The following is a 17,862-nucleotide window of genomic DNA, read 5'->3' on the forward strand; positions in this document are numbered from 1 at the left end:
CCCTGCCAGCCCCTGCTCGCCCGAACGGGACTGAGCACCCTATCCAAGATGGACAGTCGAGACGGCTATCCGACCAGGCAAATGAACCCTCCCCATTCAGATTGGGAATTTTGCTTAAGTTCAACAAACACTGACATTTGCCAGCAGCCCCGACCAATCCCGCTCGATCGCTTCAATCTGGGCAAACGGATCTTGCGAATACCCCTTAAAATGATTTGGATTTTTCATAAGCACCCCTGCAGCCTATGCCCCGCCGTGATGACATCAAAAAGATCTTGCTGATCGGCTCTGGCCCGATTGTGATTGGTCAGGCCTGCGAGTTCGACTACTCTGGCACCCAGGCCTGCAAGGCGCTGCGGGAAGAGGGTTACGAGGTGGTGCTAATCAACTCCAACCCGGCCACCATCATGACCGACCCGGAGACCGCAGATCGCACCTACATTGAGCCGCTGACCCCCGAGATTGTGGAGCGGGTGATTGAGCGGGAGCACCCCGACGTCATGCTACCCACCATGGGCGGCCAAACGGCGCTGAATCTGGCGGTGGCTCTGTCAAAAAATGGGGCGCTAGAGCGCCACGGCGTCGAGCTGATTGGGGCCAAGCTCGAAGCGATTGAGATGGCGGAAGATCGCAAGTTATTTAAAGAAGCGATGGCGCGGATTGAGGTGCCAGTGTGCCCCTCGGGCCTGGCCGAAACCATGGATGAAGCCCGACAGATTGCCAAGCAGATTGGCACATTCCCTTTGATTATTCGACCTGCCTACACCATGGGCGGTACCGGCGGTGGCATCGCCTACAACCAGGAGGAGTTTGAAATGATCTCGCGATCGGGGCTCGACGCCAGCCCGGTATCGCAGATTCTGGTCGAGCAGTCGCTGCTGGGCTGGAAGGAGTACGAGCTGGAGGTGATGCGCGACCTGGCGGATAACGTGGTGATTATCTGCTCGATCGAGAACCTTGACCCCATGGGCGTACACACGGGCGACTCGATTACCGTTGCCCCCGCCCAAACCCTCACGGACAAAGAGTACCAGCGCCTGCGCGACGCCTCGATCAAGATTATCCGCGAGATTGGCGTTGAGACGGGCGGCTCGAACATTCAGTTCGCGGTTAACCCCGACAATGGCGAGTTCATTGTGATTGAGATGAACCCCCGCGTGTCGCGCAGCTCGGCGCTGGCGTCGAAGGCGACCGGCTTTCCGATCGCCAAGTTTGCGGCCAAGCTGGCGGTGGGCTACACCCTCAACGAAATTTCCAACGACATTACCAAGAAAACGCCGGCCAGTTTTGAGCCCACCATCGACTACGTGGTGACCAAAATTCCTCGCTTTGCCTTTGAGAAATTCCCCGGCACCTCCCCCACCCTGACTACCCAGATGAAATCGGTGGGCGAGGCGATGGCAATTGGGCGCACGTTTCAGGAGTCGTTTCAGAAGGCGCTACGATCGCTCGAAACCGGACGGGCGGGCTGGGGCTGCGATCGCCCCGAAAAGCTGCCCAGCCTGAACGAAATTCGCCCCAAGCTGCGCACCCCCAACCCCGAGCGCATTTTTGAGCTGCGCCACGCCATGCAGCTAGGCCTCACCGTCGATGACATCTACGACCTCACCGCCATCGACCCCTGGTTTCTCAACCAGCTCTGCGGCCTGTTGCAGACCGAAAAGTTTCTCAAGCGCACAAAGCTGACCGAGCTTACCTACGAGCAAATGCGGGCGGTCAAGCGCCAGGGCTTTAGCGATCGCCAGATTGCCTACGCCACCCAAACCCATGAAGACGCTGTGCGTGACTACCGCAAGGGCCTGGGCGTCATCCCTGTCTACAAAACCGTCGATACCTGCGCCGCTGAGTTTGAGGCCTTCACGCCCTACTACTACTCCACCTACGAAGACGAAACCGAGGTGCTGCCCAGCGATCGCCCCAAGGTAATGATCTTAGGCGGCGGCCCCAACCGCATTGGCCAGGGCATTGAGTTTGACTACTGCTGCTGCCACGCCTCGTTTGCCCTGCGCGACGACGGCTACGAGACGATCATGGTCAACTCCAACCCCGAGACGGTGTCTACGGATTATGACACCAGCGATCGCCTCTACTTTGAGCCACTGACCAAAGAGGACGTGCTCAACATCATCGAAGCCGAGAACCCCGTCGGCATCATCATCCAGTTTGGCGGCCAAACCCCGCTCAAGCTGGCCGTTCCTCTCCAGCAGTATCTGGCCTCCCTCGCCACTACCGACACCAAAATCTGGGGTACCTCCCCCGATTCCATCGACACCGCCGAAGATCGGGAACGCTTTGAAGCGATTCTGCGCGAACTCGACATCAAGCAGCCCCCCAACGGCATGGCTCGCAGCTACCAAGATGCCCTCAAGGTGGCCCAGCAGATCGACTACCCCGTGGTGGTGCGCCCCAGCTACGTGCTGGGCGGTCGCGCTATGGAAATTGTCTATTCCGACGCCGACCTGGAGCGCTACATGACCTACGCGGTGCTGGTCGAACCCGACCACCCGATTTTGATCGACAAGTTCTTAGAGAATGCGATCGAGGTGGATGTCGATGCGATCGCTGACCACACCGGCCAGGTTGTAATCGGCGGCATTATGGAGCACATCGAGCAGGCAGGCATCCACTCCGGCGACTCGGCCTGTTCGCTACCCACCATGACCCTGCCCGATGCCGCCCTCGCCACCATTCGTGACTGGACGATGAAGCTGGCCAAGCGCCTTAACGTTATTGGCCTGATGAACATTCAGTTTGCCGTCAAGGGCGACCAGGTTTACATCATCGAGGCCAACCCCCGCGCCTCGCGCACGGTACCCTTCGTGTCAAAGGCGATCGGTCACCCCCTAGCCAAGCTGGCGGTGCGGGTCATGTCGGGCAAAACTCTAGCCGAGCTGGGCTTCACTGAAGAGGTGATTCCTAACCATATCGCCGTCAAAGAAGCGGTATTGCCCTTCGACAAGTTTGCTGGTACCGACGCTCTGCTCGGCCCTGAGATGCGCTCTACGGGTGAAGTCATGGGTATCGATGCCGACTTTGGCAAAGCCTTCGCCAAAGCGGTGCTGGGGGCCAACCAAAAGCTGCCGCTCTCGGGCACCGTATTTCTTTCTATGAACGATCGCGACAAAGCCGCCGTCATCCCTGTTGCTAAAGACCTGGCGAATCTAGGCCTGAAGCTAATCGCCACCAGCGGCACCCGCAAAGCCCTAATGGACGAAGGGTTGGACGTAGACCTGGTGCTAAAGGTGCACGAAGGCCGCCCCAATATCGAAGACGCGATCAAAAATAGCGAGATTCAGCTGATTATCAATACCCCTGCTGGCAGCACTGCGATCGAGGACGATCGCTCGATTCGACGTACGGCCCTGGCCTACAAGGTGCCGATTATCACGACAATCGCGGGGGCAAAAGCGACTACAGCTGCGATCGGCTCCCTGCAACAACACCCTCTCCAGGTCAAATCCCTCCAGGAGTACGTGGGAATGTAAAAAAGCCTAGGTGACGAACAAGGGGACATGGGAAAAGACCTGGCGTTACCGCTTAAAACCAGCGTTACGTTTCTATATGTAGAGCCGTAACGCAAACCAGGTTTGCCATTTCTTAACACCCTACAATTAAGGCATCCATTACTGGCTTAAACCTATGCCTATAGAAACCGTTGGCAGCCCACCCCCCGAGGCCGATCAAGTGCGCTCTGTGCTAGAACAGCAGCTGCCAGATATTATTGCCAGCTTTAACCAGGTGCTGCGCGACCAGTACGGCGTTACGGGCGTTAGCGTGGGTGGCTTTACCGTAGTACCCGAGAGTGCGGTAGCGTCTAAAGTCATCTGCGATCAAGACGGCTGCTCTGTTGATTAAAGCCGTGTCAATTAGGGCACTGTATTCATTGCGCCATGCCCCCCGAGCCTAAACTTGGCAACTTGTTTAAGCTGCCTACGCCACTGCCCGCGACCGAGGTGTTTACAGCCCTGGTTGAAACACCCCACCTGCGGATTGAGCGCATTATCTCCACCGGGCAAACGACACCCCCTGGCCAATGGTACGACCAAAGCCAGGCCGAGTGGGTCCTACTGTTGCAGGGCAGCGCCACTCTCACCTATGAGAATGGCGCTGCTTTAGCTATGGGGCCAGGTGACTACGTGCTGATACCGGCCTACGTTCGCCATCGGGTTGACCACACCAGCAGCGAGCCGCCCTGCATTTGGCTGGCGGTACACGGTGAATTGGCGGACTGATCTAAGCAACGGTCAACTTCGCTCCAAGTGGTTCATACGGCCGATGGAGGTAGCGATCGCGATAAATCTTGCTGCTCGTCCGTAAACGGTTGGCGGCAAGCTGTAGCTATAGCTGGAGAGTGTGAACAGCGTTCAACGTCCCTCCAGAACAACAACGACCTTCTGCCCCGGTCCAGCGCCGGGGCATTTTTCAGCGCTTGGTCTCCCATGGTATGGCCTCGGGCCTAACTCTTTTTGGTCACCAAAACATCTGATGATGGCCCCGGTTGAGCCTTGGGCCAAATCGTCTTGAGCTGTTCTAGAAAGGCGTATACCGGCGGCGGCAGCAGGGCATCACGTAGCACAATCATCCCAATGACCCGCTCCAGCGGCTGGGGCAACTCAGCTACCCGTAACCCAGCCGGAATCGGCTCCGCCGCCAGTGAGGCCATAATCGTTGCGCCTAGCCCCCGTTCTACCATGCTGACAATAGTAGAGTCTTCACGCACCACATAAGCTGGCTGTATTTGTTGCCCCGATCCGCGCAGCAGACGGTCGACATACTGCCTGTCGCCATCGTCAGGGGGCGGTAAAATCAGCGGGTAGGTAGCCAGGTCTTCCCAGGTGAGCGGTAGAGGTAGGGTTGGAGCACCGGGCGGCAGCAGCGCAACATAGCGATCGCGCAGCAGTTCCCACTGATCGAACTCGGCTTGGGTGGGCAGATAGGTGAACCCCACGTCGGCCCGACCTTGGCGTAGGTCACTTTCAACCATTTCGTAGTGAAATTTTTCGTCAATCGTAATCGCTACCCCTGGAAACTGCTGCCGAAACTGGCGAATCACCTCGGGCAGAATGTGGGTGGCTACACTACGAAAAGCAGCAATGCGAACTTCTCCTGTTTCTAGCCCCTTGGCCTGGTCAGCTTTGTGGCAAAGACTGTGGAGCGATCGCAGCACCTGCCGCGCCTCCTCAACAATGTGTTCACCCACCGAGGTCAGTACGGCCCCCTGACGGCCCCGGTTAAGTAGCAGCACGCCTAGCTCCTCCTCCAGGGTGGCGATCGCGTGACTTATCGCCGACTGAGACAGATTTAAATGCAGCGCCGCATCGCTGAACGATCCTTGATCAGCAATGGCCACTAGCGCCCTCAGTTGGGAGAGCTTGAGGCGATGGGGGTCAGCTTTAGCCATTGCGCTGTCCTAATTGATCCAGATAAGCTAGACCTAGACACTAACCCCTGAATGGTCTTGGGCGAAAGAAATTTCTCTAGAATTTCTGCTTCAGGCGCAGGCACTCCTAACCTGGAGGTGATTTCTTCTTCTAATAGGGAAAAAAGAGTTAGGGTAGTTACCTAGGCGATATCCGTATTTTTTGCAGTATTTTTTACCATCAACGGACCAAATCACTGAATCTTTATCAATCAACTGTGGCATTTACCCAGGCTAAGCAGCAGGCAGGCGAGTAAATTGGAACCATGCTAGGCCAGCCTATTTACTGGCCCTAGAGTAGCCTAGGTCTCGTACTTACGAATCTGTCTACTCGCCCCAGGCCCTCCCCGCAGCGGTGGGTGTCTTATGTAACCACACTAAACTATTAGCCAGGTACCAGGAGATGTTTTTCAATCGTCACCTCTTAAAAGCAGGACTTGCGGCAGTCGCCGTGTCTGTTAGCGTTGTGGCTACTGCCCCTGCTCAAGCGCAGCTGCCCACAGCCGATCTCACCCCCAATCAGTTTTCTACTGATCTCGGGTTTGACAACCTTAAATCGCTCAACTTGCTTGAGCCTTCTACCTCCCTAGAAGAACTCAAAAAGCTGATCAATAACGAAGCCAATGCCCTGTCCCAGGGGTTTCTGTCTCAGTACCAGCTGGATACGAGCAAACTGTTTTGGAATGGGGTCGACCCGGTTGAGGTCTATTTCATCAATGAAGGCGCAGGCTACCGCAACCAGCTCTTTTATACAGCTAAAGATAGCTCTGGCGCTCTAGTCAGCGATGGCAAGATCTTTGACGATATCTCGTCTCCTGACAGCAAGCTGAGCGAAAAGAATGGCCCCCTAGCCCTCGGTCAAGGGTTGAGCCTAGGCGGGTTTGAGGGCGCTACCCAGCTCGACTTTATGATCAAGTCAAATGGCAAGAACGGCGGTACCACTATGCTGGGCACCAACGCTGCCGCCAACCCCAATGGGCTTCAGCACGTCGTAGCCTTCCAGCACAAAGATTGGATCATTTTGGGCTTTGAAGATATCGTCGGCGGCGGCGATCGCGACTACAACGACGTCATCTTTGCGGTGCGAGGCATTCAGCACGGGGCACCGCCCGCCGAAGACGTGCCTGAACCATCTGCGCTTTTGGGCATACTAGCTCTAGGCGTCGGTGGGTTTACGACCCTGCGCCGCCGCAAAATGGCCACAGAATAACTCAATCGTTGAGTTAGCCACAGGCGCTACCAGCGCCTTCTGTCAACGTGATGCACCCTGATGGTAGTCGGGCGGTGAGCTAGCTCACCGCCCGTTTTCTTGTCAGCCGGGGCTAGGCCGCGATCGCCCACGCCCACGCCTAATGCGCCCCCGCTCAAGCCTGAATCAGCTCCTGGATGTAGGCCGTGTTCAGCTCTGTCACCCGACTAATCACCTGATCGGCCCCAGCCTTTTTGAGCGCATCCCGGTAGGCATTCCGATAGGTGTCGTTGCTGGCGACGATGTGGGGCGGCAGCACGCCTACACCTAACCACCACCGCTGGGTATAGGCCGTTCTGGCCTGCACAATGGTCTGCATATCGGCAACGGTGTCGCCTACATAAATAATGGGCAAATTCTCAGGCAGCGAGCCCTGCGCTATTAACCTGTCGGCTACCTGCAGCAGTCCGGTCGGGTCGGGCTTGCCGGGGGCATCTTCCATTGCTACCAGCATTGGAGCGCTCAACCCCAGGCGACGCTGCAGCACAAAGGTGGCTGAGCCTCGGGTAGCGCCGCTAAAGAATCCCCAGGCAATGCGATCGCGCGTCAAAGCCTCAAAATACGATTTTTCGATTAGCAGAGGCTCCTGGGTAATGTAGCCGGTCCACTGGTCGGGGTCGGTAGGGTTAGGCCCTCGGTAGCGACGCTGAAAGAACTCAACGATCGCATCGTAGTCGAGGACAACGGCCTCTCGGGGTTTTCCCTGGGCTTCAAAGTAGCGATAGACCAACTCTTGAGAGCCTTCCCAGTCGTTGTTCCAAATTCCCTCCCCCTTGAGCCGGTCAACATCTTCGGTAGAGGGACGATATCCGCCACCGGTAAATTCTTCTACGGTATCGGCTAGGGCGCGACGGTAAGAATTCCCCACATCCCGCAGTACGCCGTCAATATCAAACACCGCGATCGCGAGGGGAGCAGCCGAAGAAGTCATGGTACACACACTTGGGGTAGAGTTCGGGGAGTCGAGGTGATAGGATTATAGACTGTAGTATTTTTGGAATTGCGGCGGAGGTCTACTTGTCCAGATTTGTCCTAAAAGTACTCTGGCTAGAAAATGACGTTGCGCTGGCAGTTGATCAGGTGGTAGGTAAGGGCACCAGCCCGCTCACCTCTTATTTCTTCTGGCCCCGTAACGATGCCTGGGAACAAATGAAAACCGAGCTAGAGGGAAAGCCCTGGATCGAGGAAGAAGAGCGGGTTGAAATTCTCAACCAGGCCACCGAGATCATCAACTACTGGCAGGAAGAAGGTAAGGGTAAACCCCTTACCGAAGCTCAAGATCGCTTTCCCGAGATTACCTTTACCGGTAGTTCGTGATCGTTTCGCCGAGGTGCAGGTTCTCACTAGCAGTCCTCGGCGCGAGTTAGCTTCCTGTGGTTATGCCTTGACTGAGGCATTAACTCTAACAAAAAGCCCACTGCCTTAGTCTTTACTAGCGCAGTGGGCTTTTTAAGATCAGCGGAGCCAGCACAGGGTTATTTCAGCCCTCCGGCAGCCTGAAGCCGAGCCCGAGCGCGCTTCAGACCCTGACGGGCTTGAATTGTGCCCTGCTTATCGTCAGCATCGACCTCGTTCAGACGGGCTTCGGCTTCTTGATAAGCCGCCTGGGCTTTCGCGGTGTCGATCGCATCGCCTCGTTCAGCTCCATTGACCAGAATGATCACTTCGTTGCTGTCAACTTCGGCAAAGCCACCCATCAGCGCAATGGGTACCCACTCTTTATCAGATCTGACCCGCATTACCCCCACATCTAAGGCCGTTAGCAGGGGAGCGTGGCCAGCTAAGATGCCCAGCTGGCCAGTAGTGCTGGGCAGAATGACTTCCTCGGCTTCAGAGTCCCAGACAGTTTTGTCTGGGGCAATTACACGAACGGTTAATGCCATAACAAGGATGAAATAGGTAGGTCACATGGTATGAGGGCACAGGATACTGGGGGGCAGTAGCTGACCCGCCCCCACAGCAGCAGCTTACTTTTCAGCCTTGAGCTTTGCGTTGGCTTCTAGCACTTCTTCGATGCCGCCTTTGAGGTAGAAACACTGCTCAGGAATCTCATCGAGCTCACCAGCGAGGATCTGGTTAAAGGCTTTGATGCTGTCTTCTAGAGAGACGTACTTGCCGGGGGCACCCGTAAATACTTCGGCCACAAAGAAGGGCTGGGACAGGAAGCGCTCAATTTTGCGGGCGCGAGCTACCACCAGGCGGTCATCTTCAGAAAGCTCATCAAGACCCAGAATGGCGATGATGTCCTGTAGCTCTTTGTAGCGCTGTAGGGTAGACTGCACGGCCCGAGCGGTTGCGTAGTGCTCTTCGCCGACCACGCTAGGCTGAAGCATGGTAGAAGCGGAGTCTAGGGGATCTACAGCGGGGTAGATGCCTTTAGACGCCAGACCCCGAGACAGCACCGTGGTGGCGTCGAGGTGGGCAAAGGTGGTAGCCGGAGCGGGGTCGGTGAGGTCGTCCGCAGGCACATATACCGCTTGAATAGAGGTAATAGACCCCTCTAGGGTGGAGGTAATGCGCTCTTGCAGGTCGCCCATGTCGGTACCCAGGGTGGGCTGGTAGCCCACAGCAGAGGGCATACGGCCCAGCAGTGCCGATACCTCAGAACCGGCCTGCACAAACCGGAAGATGTTGTCGATAAACAGCAGCACGTCTTGCTTGTTGACGTCGCGGAAGTACTCAGCCATAGTCAGTGCCGAGAGAGCCACTCGCATCCGCGCCCCGGGGGGTTCGTTCATCTGACCGTAGACCAGGGCTACCTTCGACTGGCTGAGGTCGTCAGCATTGATAACGCCAGATTCGATGAATTCGTTGTAGAGGTCGTTGCCTTCGCGGGTGCGCTCGCCAACACCGCCGAACACCGACACGCCGCCGTGGGCTTTAGCAATATTGTTAATCAGTTCTTGAATGAGTACGGTTTTGCCTACGCCTGCACCGCCAAACAGACCGACTTTGCCGCCACGACGGTAGGGGGCCAGTAGGTCAATGACTTTAATACCGGTTTCAAACACCGAAGGCTGAGTTTCTAGCTCAGTAAACTTAGGGGCTGCTCGGTGGATGGGGGAGGTTGTTTCGACGTTGACGGGGCCTTTCTCGTCGACAGGTTCACCCAGCACGTTGAAAATACGCCCCAGGGTAGCCGCGCCCACGGGCACGCTGATGGGGGAGCCTGTGTCTACGGCTTTCATACCCCGTACCAGCCCATCGGTGGTGCTCATGGATACGGCTCGAACCTGGGAATCGCCCAGAAGCTGCTGCACTTCACAGGTGATAGCAACTTCGTTGCCAGCGGGGTTGGTACCCTGAATCTTGAGAGCGTTGTAGATCTTGGGTAGTTCGCCAGCCGGAAACTTGATGTCTACAACCGGACCAATGACTTGTGTGACGTAACCAACGTTTGTTTTTTCTGCTGTGGTGACCATGCCTTGCGCCTATCTCGTATGATCAGCTATTTCGGTCGCTTTATTGCAATGACTGTTACGTTTTAAAGCGCCATCATTCAGAGTATCACTAGAGCGTGACAGCCTACGACGATTGTGCTGACTTTATCTAAACCTCTAGTGTTTTGGCCTGCTCGGGCCATGCGATCGCTTTGGCGGAGGGCTGGCGGGGTGGCTTGATCCCTTAACCAAACCATCAAGTTGAATCATTAAAATACCCTCATATACAAAATCGGGGCGTAGACACCGCAATGACGAAGGCTGAGCGGGCAGAGCAGAGAGCCGAAGAAGGGACAGAGCCAAGGGTAGAACAGAAGATCGACCTCAGCGATTCTCGCTACTACATCAACCGCGAGGTGAGCTGGCTGGGGTTTAACGAACGGGTGCTGCACGAGGCCCTCGATCCCCGCACGCCGCTGCTGGAGCGGCTGAAGTTTTTAGCGATCTACAGCGCCAATCTAGACGAATTCTTTATGGTGCGTATTTCGGGGGTGATGGATCAGGCGGAGGCTGGGGTACACCCTGAGACGCCAGACAAGCTGACGCCAGTGAAGCAGCTAGAGGTGATGCGATCGCACCTGGCCGAAAAAGTACAGATTCAGCACCAGACCTTTAAAGATGAACTGTTGCCAGCGCTGACGGATCATGGAGTTTATCTGCAAAACTACCGCGACCTCAGCAAAGAGCAGACGTTTTACCTGAGGGATTATTTTGAGAAGCGCATTTTTCCGGTGCTGACGCCCCTCAGCGTCGACCCATCGCACCCCTTTCCGCGCATGTCGAACCTGAGCCTGAACCTGGCGGTGAGGGTATCCGACCCAGATACCGGCGTTGAGCGCTTTGCCCGAGTTAAGGTGCCGAGCAGCCTGCCGCGCTTTGTGGGGATGCCTGAGTCGCTGTGCACCTACCAGGGTGAACCCTGCCTGTGGATTGGGGTGCCCCTGGAACAGGTCATTGCCGAAAACCTGGGCTACCTATTCCCAGGGATGACCATTGTGGGGCACCATCTCTTTCGCATTACCCGCGATGCCGACTTTCCGGTTTTAGAAGACGAGGCCGATGACTTATTGATTGCGATTGAGAAAGAAATCAACAAGCGGCGGCTAGAGGGCTTTGTCTGCCGGGTGGAGATCGAAAGTGCTATGCCCGACGACCTCAAGGAAGGGCTGATGCGCGAGTTGAGGGTCAGCCGCGATCGCGTCTATGACATTGATGGGCTGCTCAACCTCAAAGACCTGTTCTTTTTTATGTCGCTGCCGCTGCCGGAGATGAAGGAAAAACCCTGGTCAGGGCTGGTGCCGCCGAGGCTCAAGCCTGTGATTGAACTCGACGATGACGGCAACCGCAGCTACTCTGAGCACCCCCCCAATATTTTTGACACGCTGCGAGACGGCGATATCTTGGTGCATCACCCTTACGAATCGTTTAGGACATCGGTGCAAGAATTTATTACCCAGGCGGCCACCGACCCCAAGGTACTGGCGATTAAGATGACCCTCTACCGCACCTCTGGCGACTCGCCGATTGTGAAGGCGCTGATTGCGGCGGCAGAAAACCGTAAGCAGGTGGTGGCCCTGGTCGAACTCAAGGCCCGCTTTGACGAGGCCAACAATATTGAGTGGGCCAAAAAGCTGGAAGATGCTGGGGTGCATGTGGTCTACGGCATTGTCGGGCTCAAGACCCACACCAAGACCACCCTGGTAGTGCGCGAAGAGGGCAGCGAAATTCGCCGCTACGTGCACATTGGCACCGGCAACTACAACCCCAAAACCTCGAAGCTCTACACCGACCTGGGCCTGTTTAGCTGCCGCGATGACCTGGGGGCTGACCTGACCGATTTGTTTAACTTTCTCACCGGCTACTCACGGCAGAAGGCTTACCGCAAGCTGCTGGTAGCGCCACTGACCCTGCGCGATCGCACAGAAGCCCTGATTCGCCGCGAGATTGATCTAGCCCAGAACGGTGGCCAGGGCAAAATTGTTGCCAAGATGAATTCTCTGGTCGATGCCCGCATCATTAGGCTGCTTTACGAGGCCTCTCAAGCAGGCGTTGAGATCGATCTGATTGTGCGCGGTATCTGCTGTCTGCGCCCGGGGATGCCGGGGGTAAGCGAAAACATTCGCGTGATCAGCGTGATTGGCCAGTTTTTAGAGCACTCCCGCATTTTCTGCTTTCACAACAGCGGCCAGCCCGAGTACTACATTGGCAGCGCCGACTGGATGACCCGTAACCTCGATCGCCGGGTAGAAGCTGTGGTGCCGATTGAAGACCCTAGCCTGATCAAAGAGCTACAGACCATTCTCGACATTTCGCTGGCCGACAACCGCCAGGCGTGGGAAATGGCCGCTGATGGCACCTTTAGCCAGCGCCGCCCCAAACCAGGTGAGGATGAGCGCGGCACCCATGCCGTGCTAAAGGCCTACGCTCTCAAGCGCGATCGCATTCTGTAGCGAATCGCCTGCCCTAGCCCAGATCCTGCTTAGCTACTCCCAATTTGGCAGGGCAAATGCCATTTGCCCCTACATTTTGACCTTTTGGGAACTGGGTTTATGCGATCCGGATTTGGTATTAGTCCAGATCTACCGCCACAAAAATCCCCCAGTGCTCTTTTGAACACCGGGGGATTTGTTCGGGTCTAGCTAAAAGCGGACCCGTCAAGGATCGTTCTACCTGGCACCAGCGCTGGCCCGACGGGGGGCGCTGCTGCTGCCGCCACTGCGACGACGGGGCCGCTGACGACGGGGCTTGCCGGGTGCACCAGCGGCCCTAGCCGTTGTGGTATCGGTTGAGAAAGACGGCTCGTAGCCGGGCACCACGTCCTGAGTAATTGACTGCTTGAGCATCCGCTCAATACTGATCAGCAGGGGCATCTCATCAGCGCCAATCAGCGACACAGCGCGTCCTTCGTTTCCGGCCCGCCCCGTGCGGCCAATGCGGTGCACGTAGTCTTCGGGTACGTTGGGCAGCTCAAAGTTAACCACATAGGGCAGCTGATCGATATCGATGCCGCGAGAGGCTACATCGGTCGCTACCAGCACTCGCACACGGCCCTGCTTGAAATCTTTCAGGGCGCGGGCGCGGGCCGCCTGGGTCTTGTTGCCGTGAATAGCGGCGGTTTTGAGGCCGTCTTTGGCCAGTTGCTCGGCCAGGCGGTTGGCCCCGTGCTTGGTGCGGGTAAACACCAGCACCTGCTGCCAGTTGTGAAAGCCAATAATGTGCGACAACAGCTCCCGCTTGCGATGGCGATCGACCGGGTGTACCACCTGCTCGACCCGGTCGGCGGTGGTATTGCGCTGGGCAACCTCAATTTGCACGGGCGACTTCAGCAGGGTGTGGGCCAGCTGCTGAATGGGTTTTGAGAAGGTGGCCGAAAACATGAGGGTCTGGCGCTCGTCGGGCAGACGACCCATGATTTTACGAATATCATGGATGAAGCCCATATCGAGCATGCGATCGCACTCGTCGAGCACCAGAATTTCGACCGCACTGAGGTCGATGGTGCCCTGGCTGACGTGGTCGAGCAGACGACCTGGGGTGGCGATCAAAATATCAACCCCCTGACGCAGCTGGCGAATTTGACCGCCAAAGCTAACGCCGCCGTAGATCATCGCCGCCCGAAAGGGCATGTGCTTACCGTAGGTGATCACACTTTCTCCCACCTGAGCCGCCAACTCGCGGGTGGGGGTGAGCACTAGGGCGCGGGGAATGCGCTTGCCCGAGGTTTTATTCGCAGCCAGTCGTTGCAAGAGCGGCAGGGTAAAGCCGGCGGTTTTGCCGGTACCGGTTTGGGCGCTCGCTAAAATGTCTTGCCCGTCTAAAATTGCGGGGATCGCTTTCTGCTGAATGGGAGTTGGCTCGGTGTAGCCCTGATCGGCAACCGCACGAAGTAAACCGGTCGTGAGACCGAGTTGCTCAAAGGTCATGTAATTTTTGCTCCGAATGGTGCCCCTATCCCAAATCAACTACCTGGGCCCAGTCATAAGAGCAGTGAATTTAATCAAAAGAACGGCTGCTAAGCAAATTCTGTTGGCCAGCGCAGACCGGATGGCTGACGAAGCTTCATCCTAGCAGATAAAACCGATAAATTTGGGTTTGGGCCGATGCAGGTTGCTGTTCGCGAAGGGCCACAACAGCCTAAAATTTTCTATGGAGAGATTATTGCCGACCTCGGGCTCAGCCTAGGACGTGCCCAGCGTCTTAGGAGGAAAATGAGCCAGCAAAATCAAATGGTTTATGCCAGCGTCAGCCTGGTTAGCTATTATTCGCAGCTCAATCAGCTTCAGCCCGCTGAAGCCGCTATTCTTGACCATTTGAGAGACCGGCTGCCGACCATGAAAATGCTGGATATTGGCATTGGCGGCGGGCGTACCACACAGCATTTTCTGCCCCTGGTGGGTCACTACACTGGCATAGACTACGCTACTGAGATGATTGCTGTCTGTCGGCGTCGGTTTGCGGCCTCCTCTCAACCGGCTAACCTAGCGGTGATGGATGCGAGAGATCTGCGCCAGTTTGACGATAATTCCTTCGACTTTATTTTGTTTAGCTTCAACGGCATTGACTATGTGTCACACCGCGATCGCCTGCGCATTCTGAAAGAAATTCATCGGGTGGGTAAGCCAGGGGGCGCGGTGCTGTTCTCTAGTCATAACTTGCAGAGCATGGCCAGACTATTTGACTATCGCCAGCACCTGAGCCGCAACCCGTTAAAAACCTACGCAGATCTGGCCATGTGGGGGCTAACGCGGCTGTTAAACCCAGCCATTACTCTGGAGCTGATCAACGCTGCGCCCCACCTCGTTCTCAAAGATGAATCGCACAACTTTCGGCTGCAAACCTACTACATTCGCCCCGCAGAGCAGGTTAAACAGCTTGAGTTTGGGTTCAACACTATCGAGATTTATCCCTGGACTCAGCGGGTAAAACTGGCTCCGTTGAGCGAGGCCTACCTGGAGCCTGACCTCTGGCTCTATTATTTTTGCTTGATAACCTAGCCCTGTGCAAAGGCTGAATGAGGTTGTGGAGGTGCGATCGCGCCCTGATTTTGCCCTCATTTCATCGTCTAAGGGAATGCTGCTGCATATTGAGTCATTTAAACCCCCCGGCTAGCCCTTAAAGCCTCCATAAAGCTGCTTAGATCTGAACCCAATGGTCGGTAGAGTGAATACGCTGGGGAATAGGTGCGCCTAGTCGTCTCAGGAGGTTGGCCACAGCCAGTCTCTGTGTCGGGTTATTCAACGCTTTCATCGCCTGAATCGTCACAGCAGATGTATGTTGAACCCCCTATTCTTTTCTCCTATGCCTAAAACATTTCTCTACGCCAATGCTCCATCGGAAGATGGGGCAACGCCCTCTGTCAAGGGCGATGAACCTAATGGGCCAGTCTTTGACCACCGCGATAAAGTTCGTATTCTCGTCATTGGTCGCCCCTCGGCGGTCAACCGAGTGATTACAGAGATGAGCCACGTGGGTTTTTCTGACTCGGTGGAGTGGAGCAAACCTATCCCTACCGATCGCAAGCAGGAGGCAATGCGGGTACTCACCCGTGTCGTGTTTAGCGATTCGTAAGCCGAAAAACCCTCATGATTCAAGCCTTTACCCCTGAGGTTCCTAACGCTGGAGCCTCAGGGGTAAATGTTAGACTGTTGCTAATTCAAGCTTGTTTCTGGCGATCGCCCATGACCCCAGATCGGCCCGCCCTAGCCCTTTCTCTGTACGAAGCCGACTACCTCAGCTGGCTGGAATCGACTACTGCCGCCCTCAAGCGCAAAGATTACAGCGCGATCGACTGGGAAAATGTGATCGAAGAAATTGAAGACATGGGGCATCGGGAACGGCAAAGTTTAAAGAGTAACCTGGTAATTTTGCTCCTAAATTTGCTGAAATGGCAGTTTCAGCCTGACAAACAATGCAATAGCTGGAAGGCCAGCATCATTGAACATCGCCAGCGCCTAGAGGATAGCGTGGAGGTATCTCCTTACTTAGAGACCATACTCACTAAAGCCTACGGCAACGCTCTATGACGGGCAGCGGCAGAAACTGGCTTATCTGAAGCTGTCTTTCCTCAGGATTGCCCTTATACAGGTAGCCAAATTAGAGTACTCCTCTGACTCATGGGATGCACAGTGGCCCACCATTCAGTATGGTCAGCCGTAAGCGGCTCAAATAATAGGTGCTTGCTCTGCACGATCTATACCTAATATCAGCAACTTACTAGGCAACCAGGTTCACCGGCACAGTTGACTCACCAAACGTTTACCACTGCCTGCGGTAGTGGTACTCGACGTAGCGTTTAATCTGCCGGGCCATCCGGCGAATGCCTTCTTTTTCGTCGCGGCGAATGAAGGGCAAAAACAAGCGGGACAGGAAGCCAGAGATGCGCTCCTGGTGGATGTATTTGGTGCGGTTGGGGCCAACGTCTTCTAGTTCAAAGACATGCTCGCTTTTGAAGCCGGGGCCAACAGAAACCCACCGCAGGTAGTGGTTAGGCTGCATCCTCAGCACGCGGGGCTGAAACTCGGTTTCGTCTTCACCTTCGAGACGACGCAGGGCGAGAAAAATTTCACTGCCGGGACGAATAGGCAGGTTGGGGTCGCAGTCGTAGAGAAACGTATTCCAACGGTGCCATTCTTCTTTACGGATGAGGGCATCCCAAACGGCAAACCGGGGGGCGTTGATAGTGACTTCGCTGTAAAAGCTGGGCATGGCGGTGAGGGGGGTAGCCAGGAACCGTGCGCCAGAAACCGTGCACAGGTAACAGACGCTACTGCTATCTTCACACACACTGGGGATACACGGAGGAGGGAGGCTCAGTTGATTAGGAGACTCAGTCGCTTAAACTGAGTGGTTAGTCTTAATATTCCCTCAAGACAGCATTTCTGTTTCGCTGGCGCGATCGCCCAAAGGTTTTGGCATGGCAACTCTCACTCCCAACCCCAGTTATAGTCTCAGTCTACGGCTCAAGCTGCCCAACAAAACCGGTATGCTAGCGCGGGTTACCCAGGCCATTGCCGAGGCCGGGGGCAACCTGGGCGACTTTGAGCTGATTAGCCGCAGCCGCTATGATATGGTGCGGGTCCTGCACGTGGATGCTTCCAGCGAAGACCATGTAGAAGACATTATTGCAGCGGTCAAGGCCGTTGAGGCCGTTGAGATTTTAGAGATCTGCGATCGCACCTTCCAAATTCATGAGGGCGGCAAGATCAGTGTGGAGAGCAAGCTAGAGCTGCACAACCAGGATGACCTGGCGATGGCTTATACCCCCGGTGTTGGGCGAGTGTGCGTGGAGATTGCCGAGCACCCCGATCGCGTTTTTGACCTCACTATCAAAGGCAACACGGTGGCGATTGTCACCGACGGCAGCGCCGTACTGGGGCTGGGAAACCTGGGGCCTGCCGCTGCCCTGCCGGTAATGGAGGGTAAAGCGCTGCTGTTCAAAAAGTTTGCGGGGCTAGATGCCTTTCCGATTTGTCTCGACACCCAAGATACCGACGCCATTGTCACGGCGGTCAAGCAGCTGGCTCCCGTATTTGGCGGCGTCAATTTAGAAGACATCAGCGCCCCCCGCTGCTTTGAGATCGAGGCGCGGCTGCGCAAAGAGCTGGATATCCCGGTATTTCACGATGACCAGCACGGTACCGCCATTGTTACCCTGGCGGCGCTGGTTAACGCCCTCAAGCTGGTGAACAAATCGCTAACCCAGGTCAAGGTAGTGATCAACGGGGCCGGGGCGGCGGGGGTGGCGATCGCCAAGC

At 56.0% G+C, this 17,862-nt stretch carries 16 protein-coding genes; 10 read left to right on the forward strand and 6 right to left on the reverse strand.

Annotated features, from left to right (window positions below; all coding sequences use genetic code 11):
* Window positions 1-245 precede the first annotated feature (245 nt).
* From carB to IQ273_RS17865, 3 genes are all read left to right on the forward strand, one after another.
* Entirely contained in the window at window positions 246-3,485 is a 3,240-nt protein-coding gene (carB, locus tag IQ273_RS17855; protein ID WP_194024521.1) for a carbamoyl-phosphate synthase large subunit, read from the forward strand.
* Window positions 3,486-3,639: 154 nt separating this feature from the next.
* Window positions 3,640-3,855 carry a hypothetical protein gene (locus IQ273_RS17860; protein ID WP_194024522.1) on the forward strand — a complete coding sequence of 72 codons (216 nt, stop codon included), beginning with the start codon at window positions 3,640-3,642 and terminating at the stop codon, window positions 3,853-3,855.
* Between the two features lie 35 nt (window positions 3,856-3,890).
* A complete protein-coding gene (locus IQ273_RS17865; protein WP_194024523.1) occupies window positions 3,891-4,232 on the forward strand; it encodes a cupin domain-containing protein in 342 nt (113 codons plus the stop codon).
* Window positions 4,233-4,456: 224 nt separating this feature from the next.
* Here IQ273_RS17865 and IQ273_RS17870 read toward each other — a convergent pair whose 3' ends face one another.
* Complete coding sequence (locus IQ273_RS17870) at window positions 4,457-5,401, reverse strand: LysR substrate-binding domain-containing protein (RefSeq protein WP_194024524.1); 945 nt, start codon at window positions 5,399-5,401, stop codon at window positions 4,457-4,459.
* 469 nt (window positions 5,402-5,870) lie between these two features.
* Here IQ273_RS17870 and IQ273_RS17875 point away from each other — a divergent pair, with 469 nt between their 5' ends.
* Window positions 5,871-6,629, forward strand: a complete 759-nt coding sequence (locus tag IQ273_RS17875) for a DUF4114 domain-containing protein (RefSeq protein WP_194024525.1) — start codon at window positions 5,871-5,873, stop codon at window positions 6,627-6,629.
* A gap of 154 nt (window positions 6,630-6,783) precedes the next feature.
* On the opposite strand, the gene IQ273_RS17880 is transcribed toward IQ273_RS17875, so the two are convergent.
* Complete coding sequence (locus IQ273_RS17880; protein WP_194024526.1) at window positions 6,784-7,599, reverse strand: TIGR01548 family HAD-type hydrolase; 816 nt, start codon at window positions 7,597-7,599, stop codon at window positions 6,784-6,786.
* Between the two features lie 47 nt (window positions 7,600-7,646).
* On the opposite strand from IQ273_RS17880, the gene IQ273_RS17885 reads away from it, so the two are divergent.
* Window positions 7,647-7,985: a 30S ribosomal protein PSRP-3 gene (locus IQ273_RS17885; RefSeq protein ID WP_225887097.1), complete on the forward strand. Its 339-nt coding sequence runs from the start codon at window positions 7,647-7,649 to the stop codon at window positions 7,983-7,985.
* Window positions 7,986-8,143: 158 nt separating this feature from the next.
* Here IQ273_RS17885 and atpC read toward each other — a convergent pair whose 3' ends face one another.
* Both atpC and atpD read right to left on the reverse strand, forming a co-directional pair.
* On the reverse strand, window positions 8,144-8,551 hold the full coding sequence (gene atpC / locus IQ273_RS17890) for an ATP synthase F1 subunit epsilon (RefSeq protein ID WP_194024527.1): 408 nt from the start codon (window positions 8,549-8,551) through the stop codon (window positions 8,144-8,146).
* A gap of 84 nt (window positions 8,552-8,635) precedes the next feature.
* Entirely contained in the window at window positions 8,636-10,090 is a 1,455-nt protein-coding gene (gene atpD, locus IQ273_RS17895; RefSeq protein WP_194024528.1) for a F0F1 ATP synthase subunit beta, read from the reverse strand.
* Window positions 10,091-10,359: 269 nt separating this feature from the next.
* Between atpD and ppk1 the strand changes: the two genes are divergently transcribed.
* Entirely contained in the window at window positions 10,360-12,558 is a 2,199-nt protein-coding gene (ppk1, locus tag IQ273_RS17900; protein WP_194024529.1) for a polyphosphate kinase 1, read from the forward strand.
* Between the two features lie 216 nt (window positions 12,559-12,774).
* On the opposite strand, the gene IQ273_RS17905 is transcribed toward ppk1, so the two are convergent.
* Window positions 12,775-14,031: a DEAD/DEAH box helicase gene (locus IQ273_RS17905; RefSeq protein WP_194024530.1), complete on the reverse strand. Its 1,257-nt coding sequence runs from the start codon at window positions 14,029-14,031 to the stop codon at window positions 12,775-12,777.
* A gap of 177 nt (window positions 14,032-14,208) precedes the next feature.
* Here IQ273_RS17905 and IQ273_RS17910 point away from each other — a divergent pair, with 177 nt between their 5' ends.
* The 3 genes from IQ273_RS17910 to IQ273_RS17920 all read left to right on the forward strand — a co-directional run bounded on the left by IQ273_RS17910 (window position 14,209) and on the right by IQ273_RS17920 (window position 16,131).
* Complete coding sequence (locus IQ273_RS17910) at window positions 14,209-15,102, forward strand: class I SAM-dependent methyltransferase (RefSeq protein ID WP_228053300.1); 894 nt, start codon at window positions 14,209-14,211, stop codon at window positions 15,100-15,102.
* 304 nt (window positions 15,103-15,406) lie between these two features.
* Window positions 15,407-15,676 (forward strand): hypothetical protein, encoded by a 270-nt coding sequence (locus IQ273_RS17915; protein ID WP_194024531.1) that lies wholly within the window; start codon window positions 15,407-15,409, stop codon window positions 15,674-15,676.
* Between the two features lie 14 nt (window positions 15,677-15,690).
* A complete protein-coding gene (locus IQ273_RS17920; RefSeq protein WP_228053302.1) occupies window positions 15,691-16,131 on the forward strand; it encodes a DUF29 domain-containing protein in 441 nt (146 codons plus the stop codon).
* A gap of 232 nt (window positions 16,132-16,363) precedes the next feature.
* Here IQ273_RS17920 and IQ273_RS17925 read toward each other — a convergent pair whose 3' ends face one another.
* Window positions 16,364-16,813: an SRPBCC domain-containing protein gene (locus IQ273_RS17925; protein WP_194024532.1), complete on the reverse strand. Its 450-nt coding sequence runs from the start codon at window positions 16,811-16,813 to the stop codon at window positions 16,364-16,366.
* A 208-nt stretch (window positions 16,814-17,021) separates the two neighbouring features.
* On the opposite strand from IQ273_RS17925, the gene IQ273_RS17930 reads away from it, so the two are divergent.
* Window positions 17,022-17,862, forward strand: an 841-nt coding sequence (locus IQ273_RS17930; protein ID WP_194024533.1) for an NAD-dependent malic enzyme, incomplete at its 3' end; no start/stop codon positions are given.

Source organism: Nodosilinea sp. LEGE 07298 (assembly GCF_015207265.1).
GTDB lineage: Bacteria > Cyanobacteriota > Cyanobacteriia > Phormidesmidales > Phormidesmidaceae > Nodosilinea.

Excerpts from the sequence above, each read along its gene's own strand:
- atpD (WP_194024528.1), bottom strand. The coding sequence starts at position 10,090 with ATGGTCACCACAGCAGAAAAAACAAACGTTGGTTACGTCACACAAGTC.
- atpC (WP_194024527.1), bottom strand. The coding sequence starts at position 8,551 with ATGGCATTAACCGTTCGTGTAATTGCCCCAGACAAAACTGTCTGGGAC.
- IQ273_RS17905 (WP_194024530.1), bottom strand. The coding sequence starts at position 14,031 with ATGACCTTTGAGCAACTCGGTCTCACGACCGGTTTACTTCGTGCGGTT.
- IQ273_RS17865 (WP_194024523.1), top strand. The coding sequence starts at position 3,891 with ATGCCCCCCGAGCCTAAACTTGGCAACTTGTTTAAGCTGCCTACGCCA.
- IQ273_RS17925 (WP_194024532.1), bottom strand. The coding sequence starts at position 16,813 with ATGCCCAGCTTTTACAGCGAAGTCACTATCAACGCCCCCCGGTTTGCC.
- IQ273_RS17910 (WP_228053300.1), top strand. The coding sequence starts at position 14,209 with ATGCAGGTTGCTGTTCGCGAAGGGCCACAACAGCCTAAAATTTTCTAT.
- IQ273_RS17880 (WP_194024526.1), bottom strand. The coding sequence starts at position 7,599 with ATGACTTCTTCGGCTGCTCCCCTCGCGATCGCGGTGTTTGATATTGAC.
- ppk1 (WP_194024529.1), top strand. The coding sequence starts at position 10,360 with ATGACGAAGGCTGAGCGGGCAGAGCAGAGAGCCGAAGAAGGGACAGAG.
- IQ273_RS17870 (WP_194024524.1), bottom strand. The coding sequence starts at position 5,401 with ATGGCTAAAGCTGACCCCCATCGCCTCAAGCTCTCCCAACTGAGGGCG.
- IQ273_RS17920 (WP_228053302.1), top strand. The coding sequence starts at position 15,691 with ATGATTCAAGCCTTTACCCCTGAGGTTCCTAACGCTGGAGCCTCAGGG.
- carB (WP_194024521.1), top strand. The coding sequence starts at position 246 with ATGCCCCGCCGTGATGACATCAAAAAGATCTTGCTGATCGGCTCTGGC.
- IQ273_RS17915 (WP_194024531.1), top strand. The coding sequence starts at position 15,407 with ATGCCTAAAACATTTCTCTACGCCAATGCTCCATCGGAAGATGGGGCA.
- IQ273_RS17860 (WP_194024522.1), top strand. The coding sequence starts at position 3,640 with ATGCCTATAGAAACCGTTGGCAGCCCACCCCCCGAGGCCGATCAAGTG.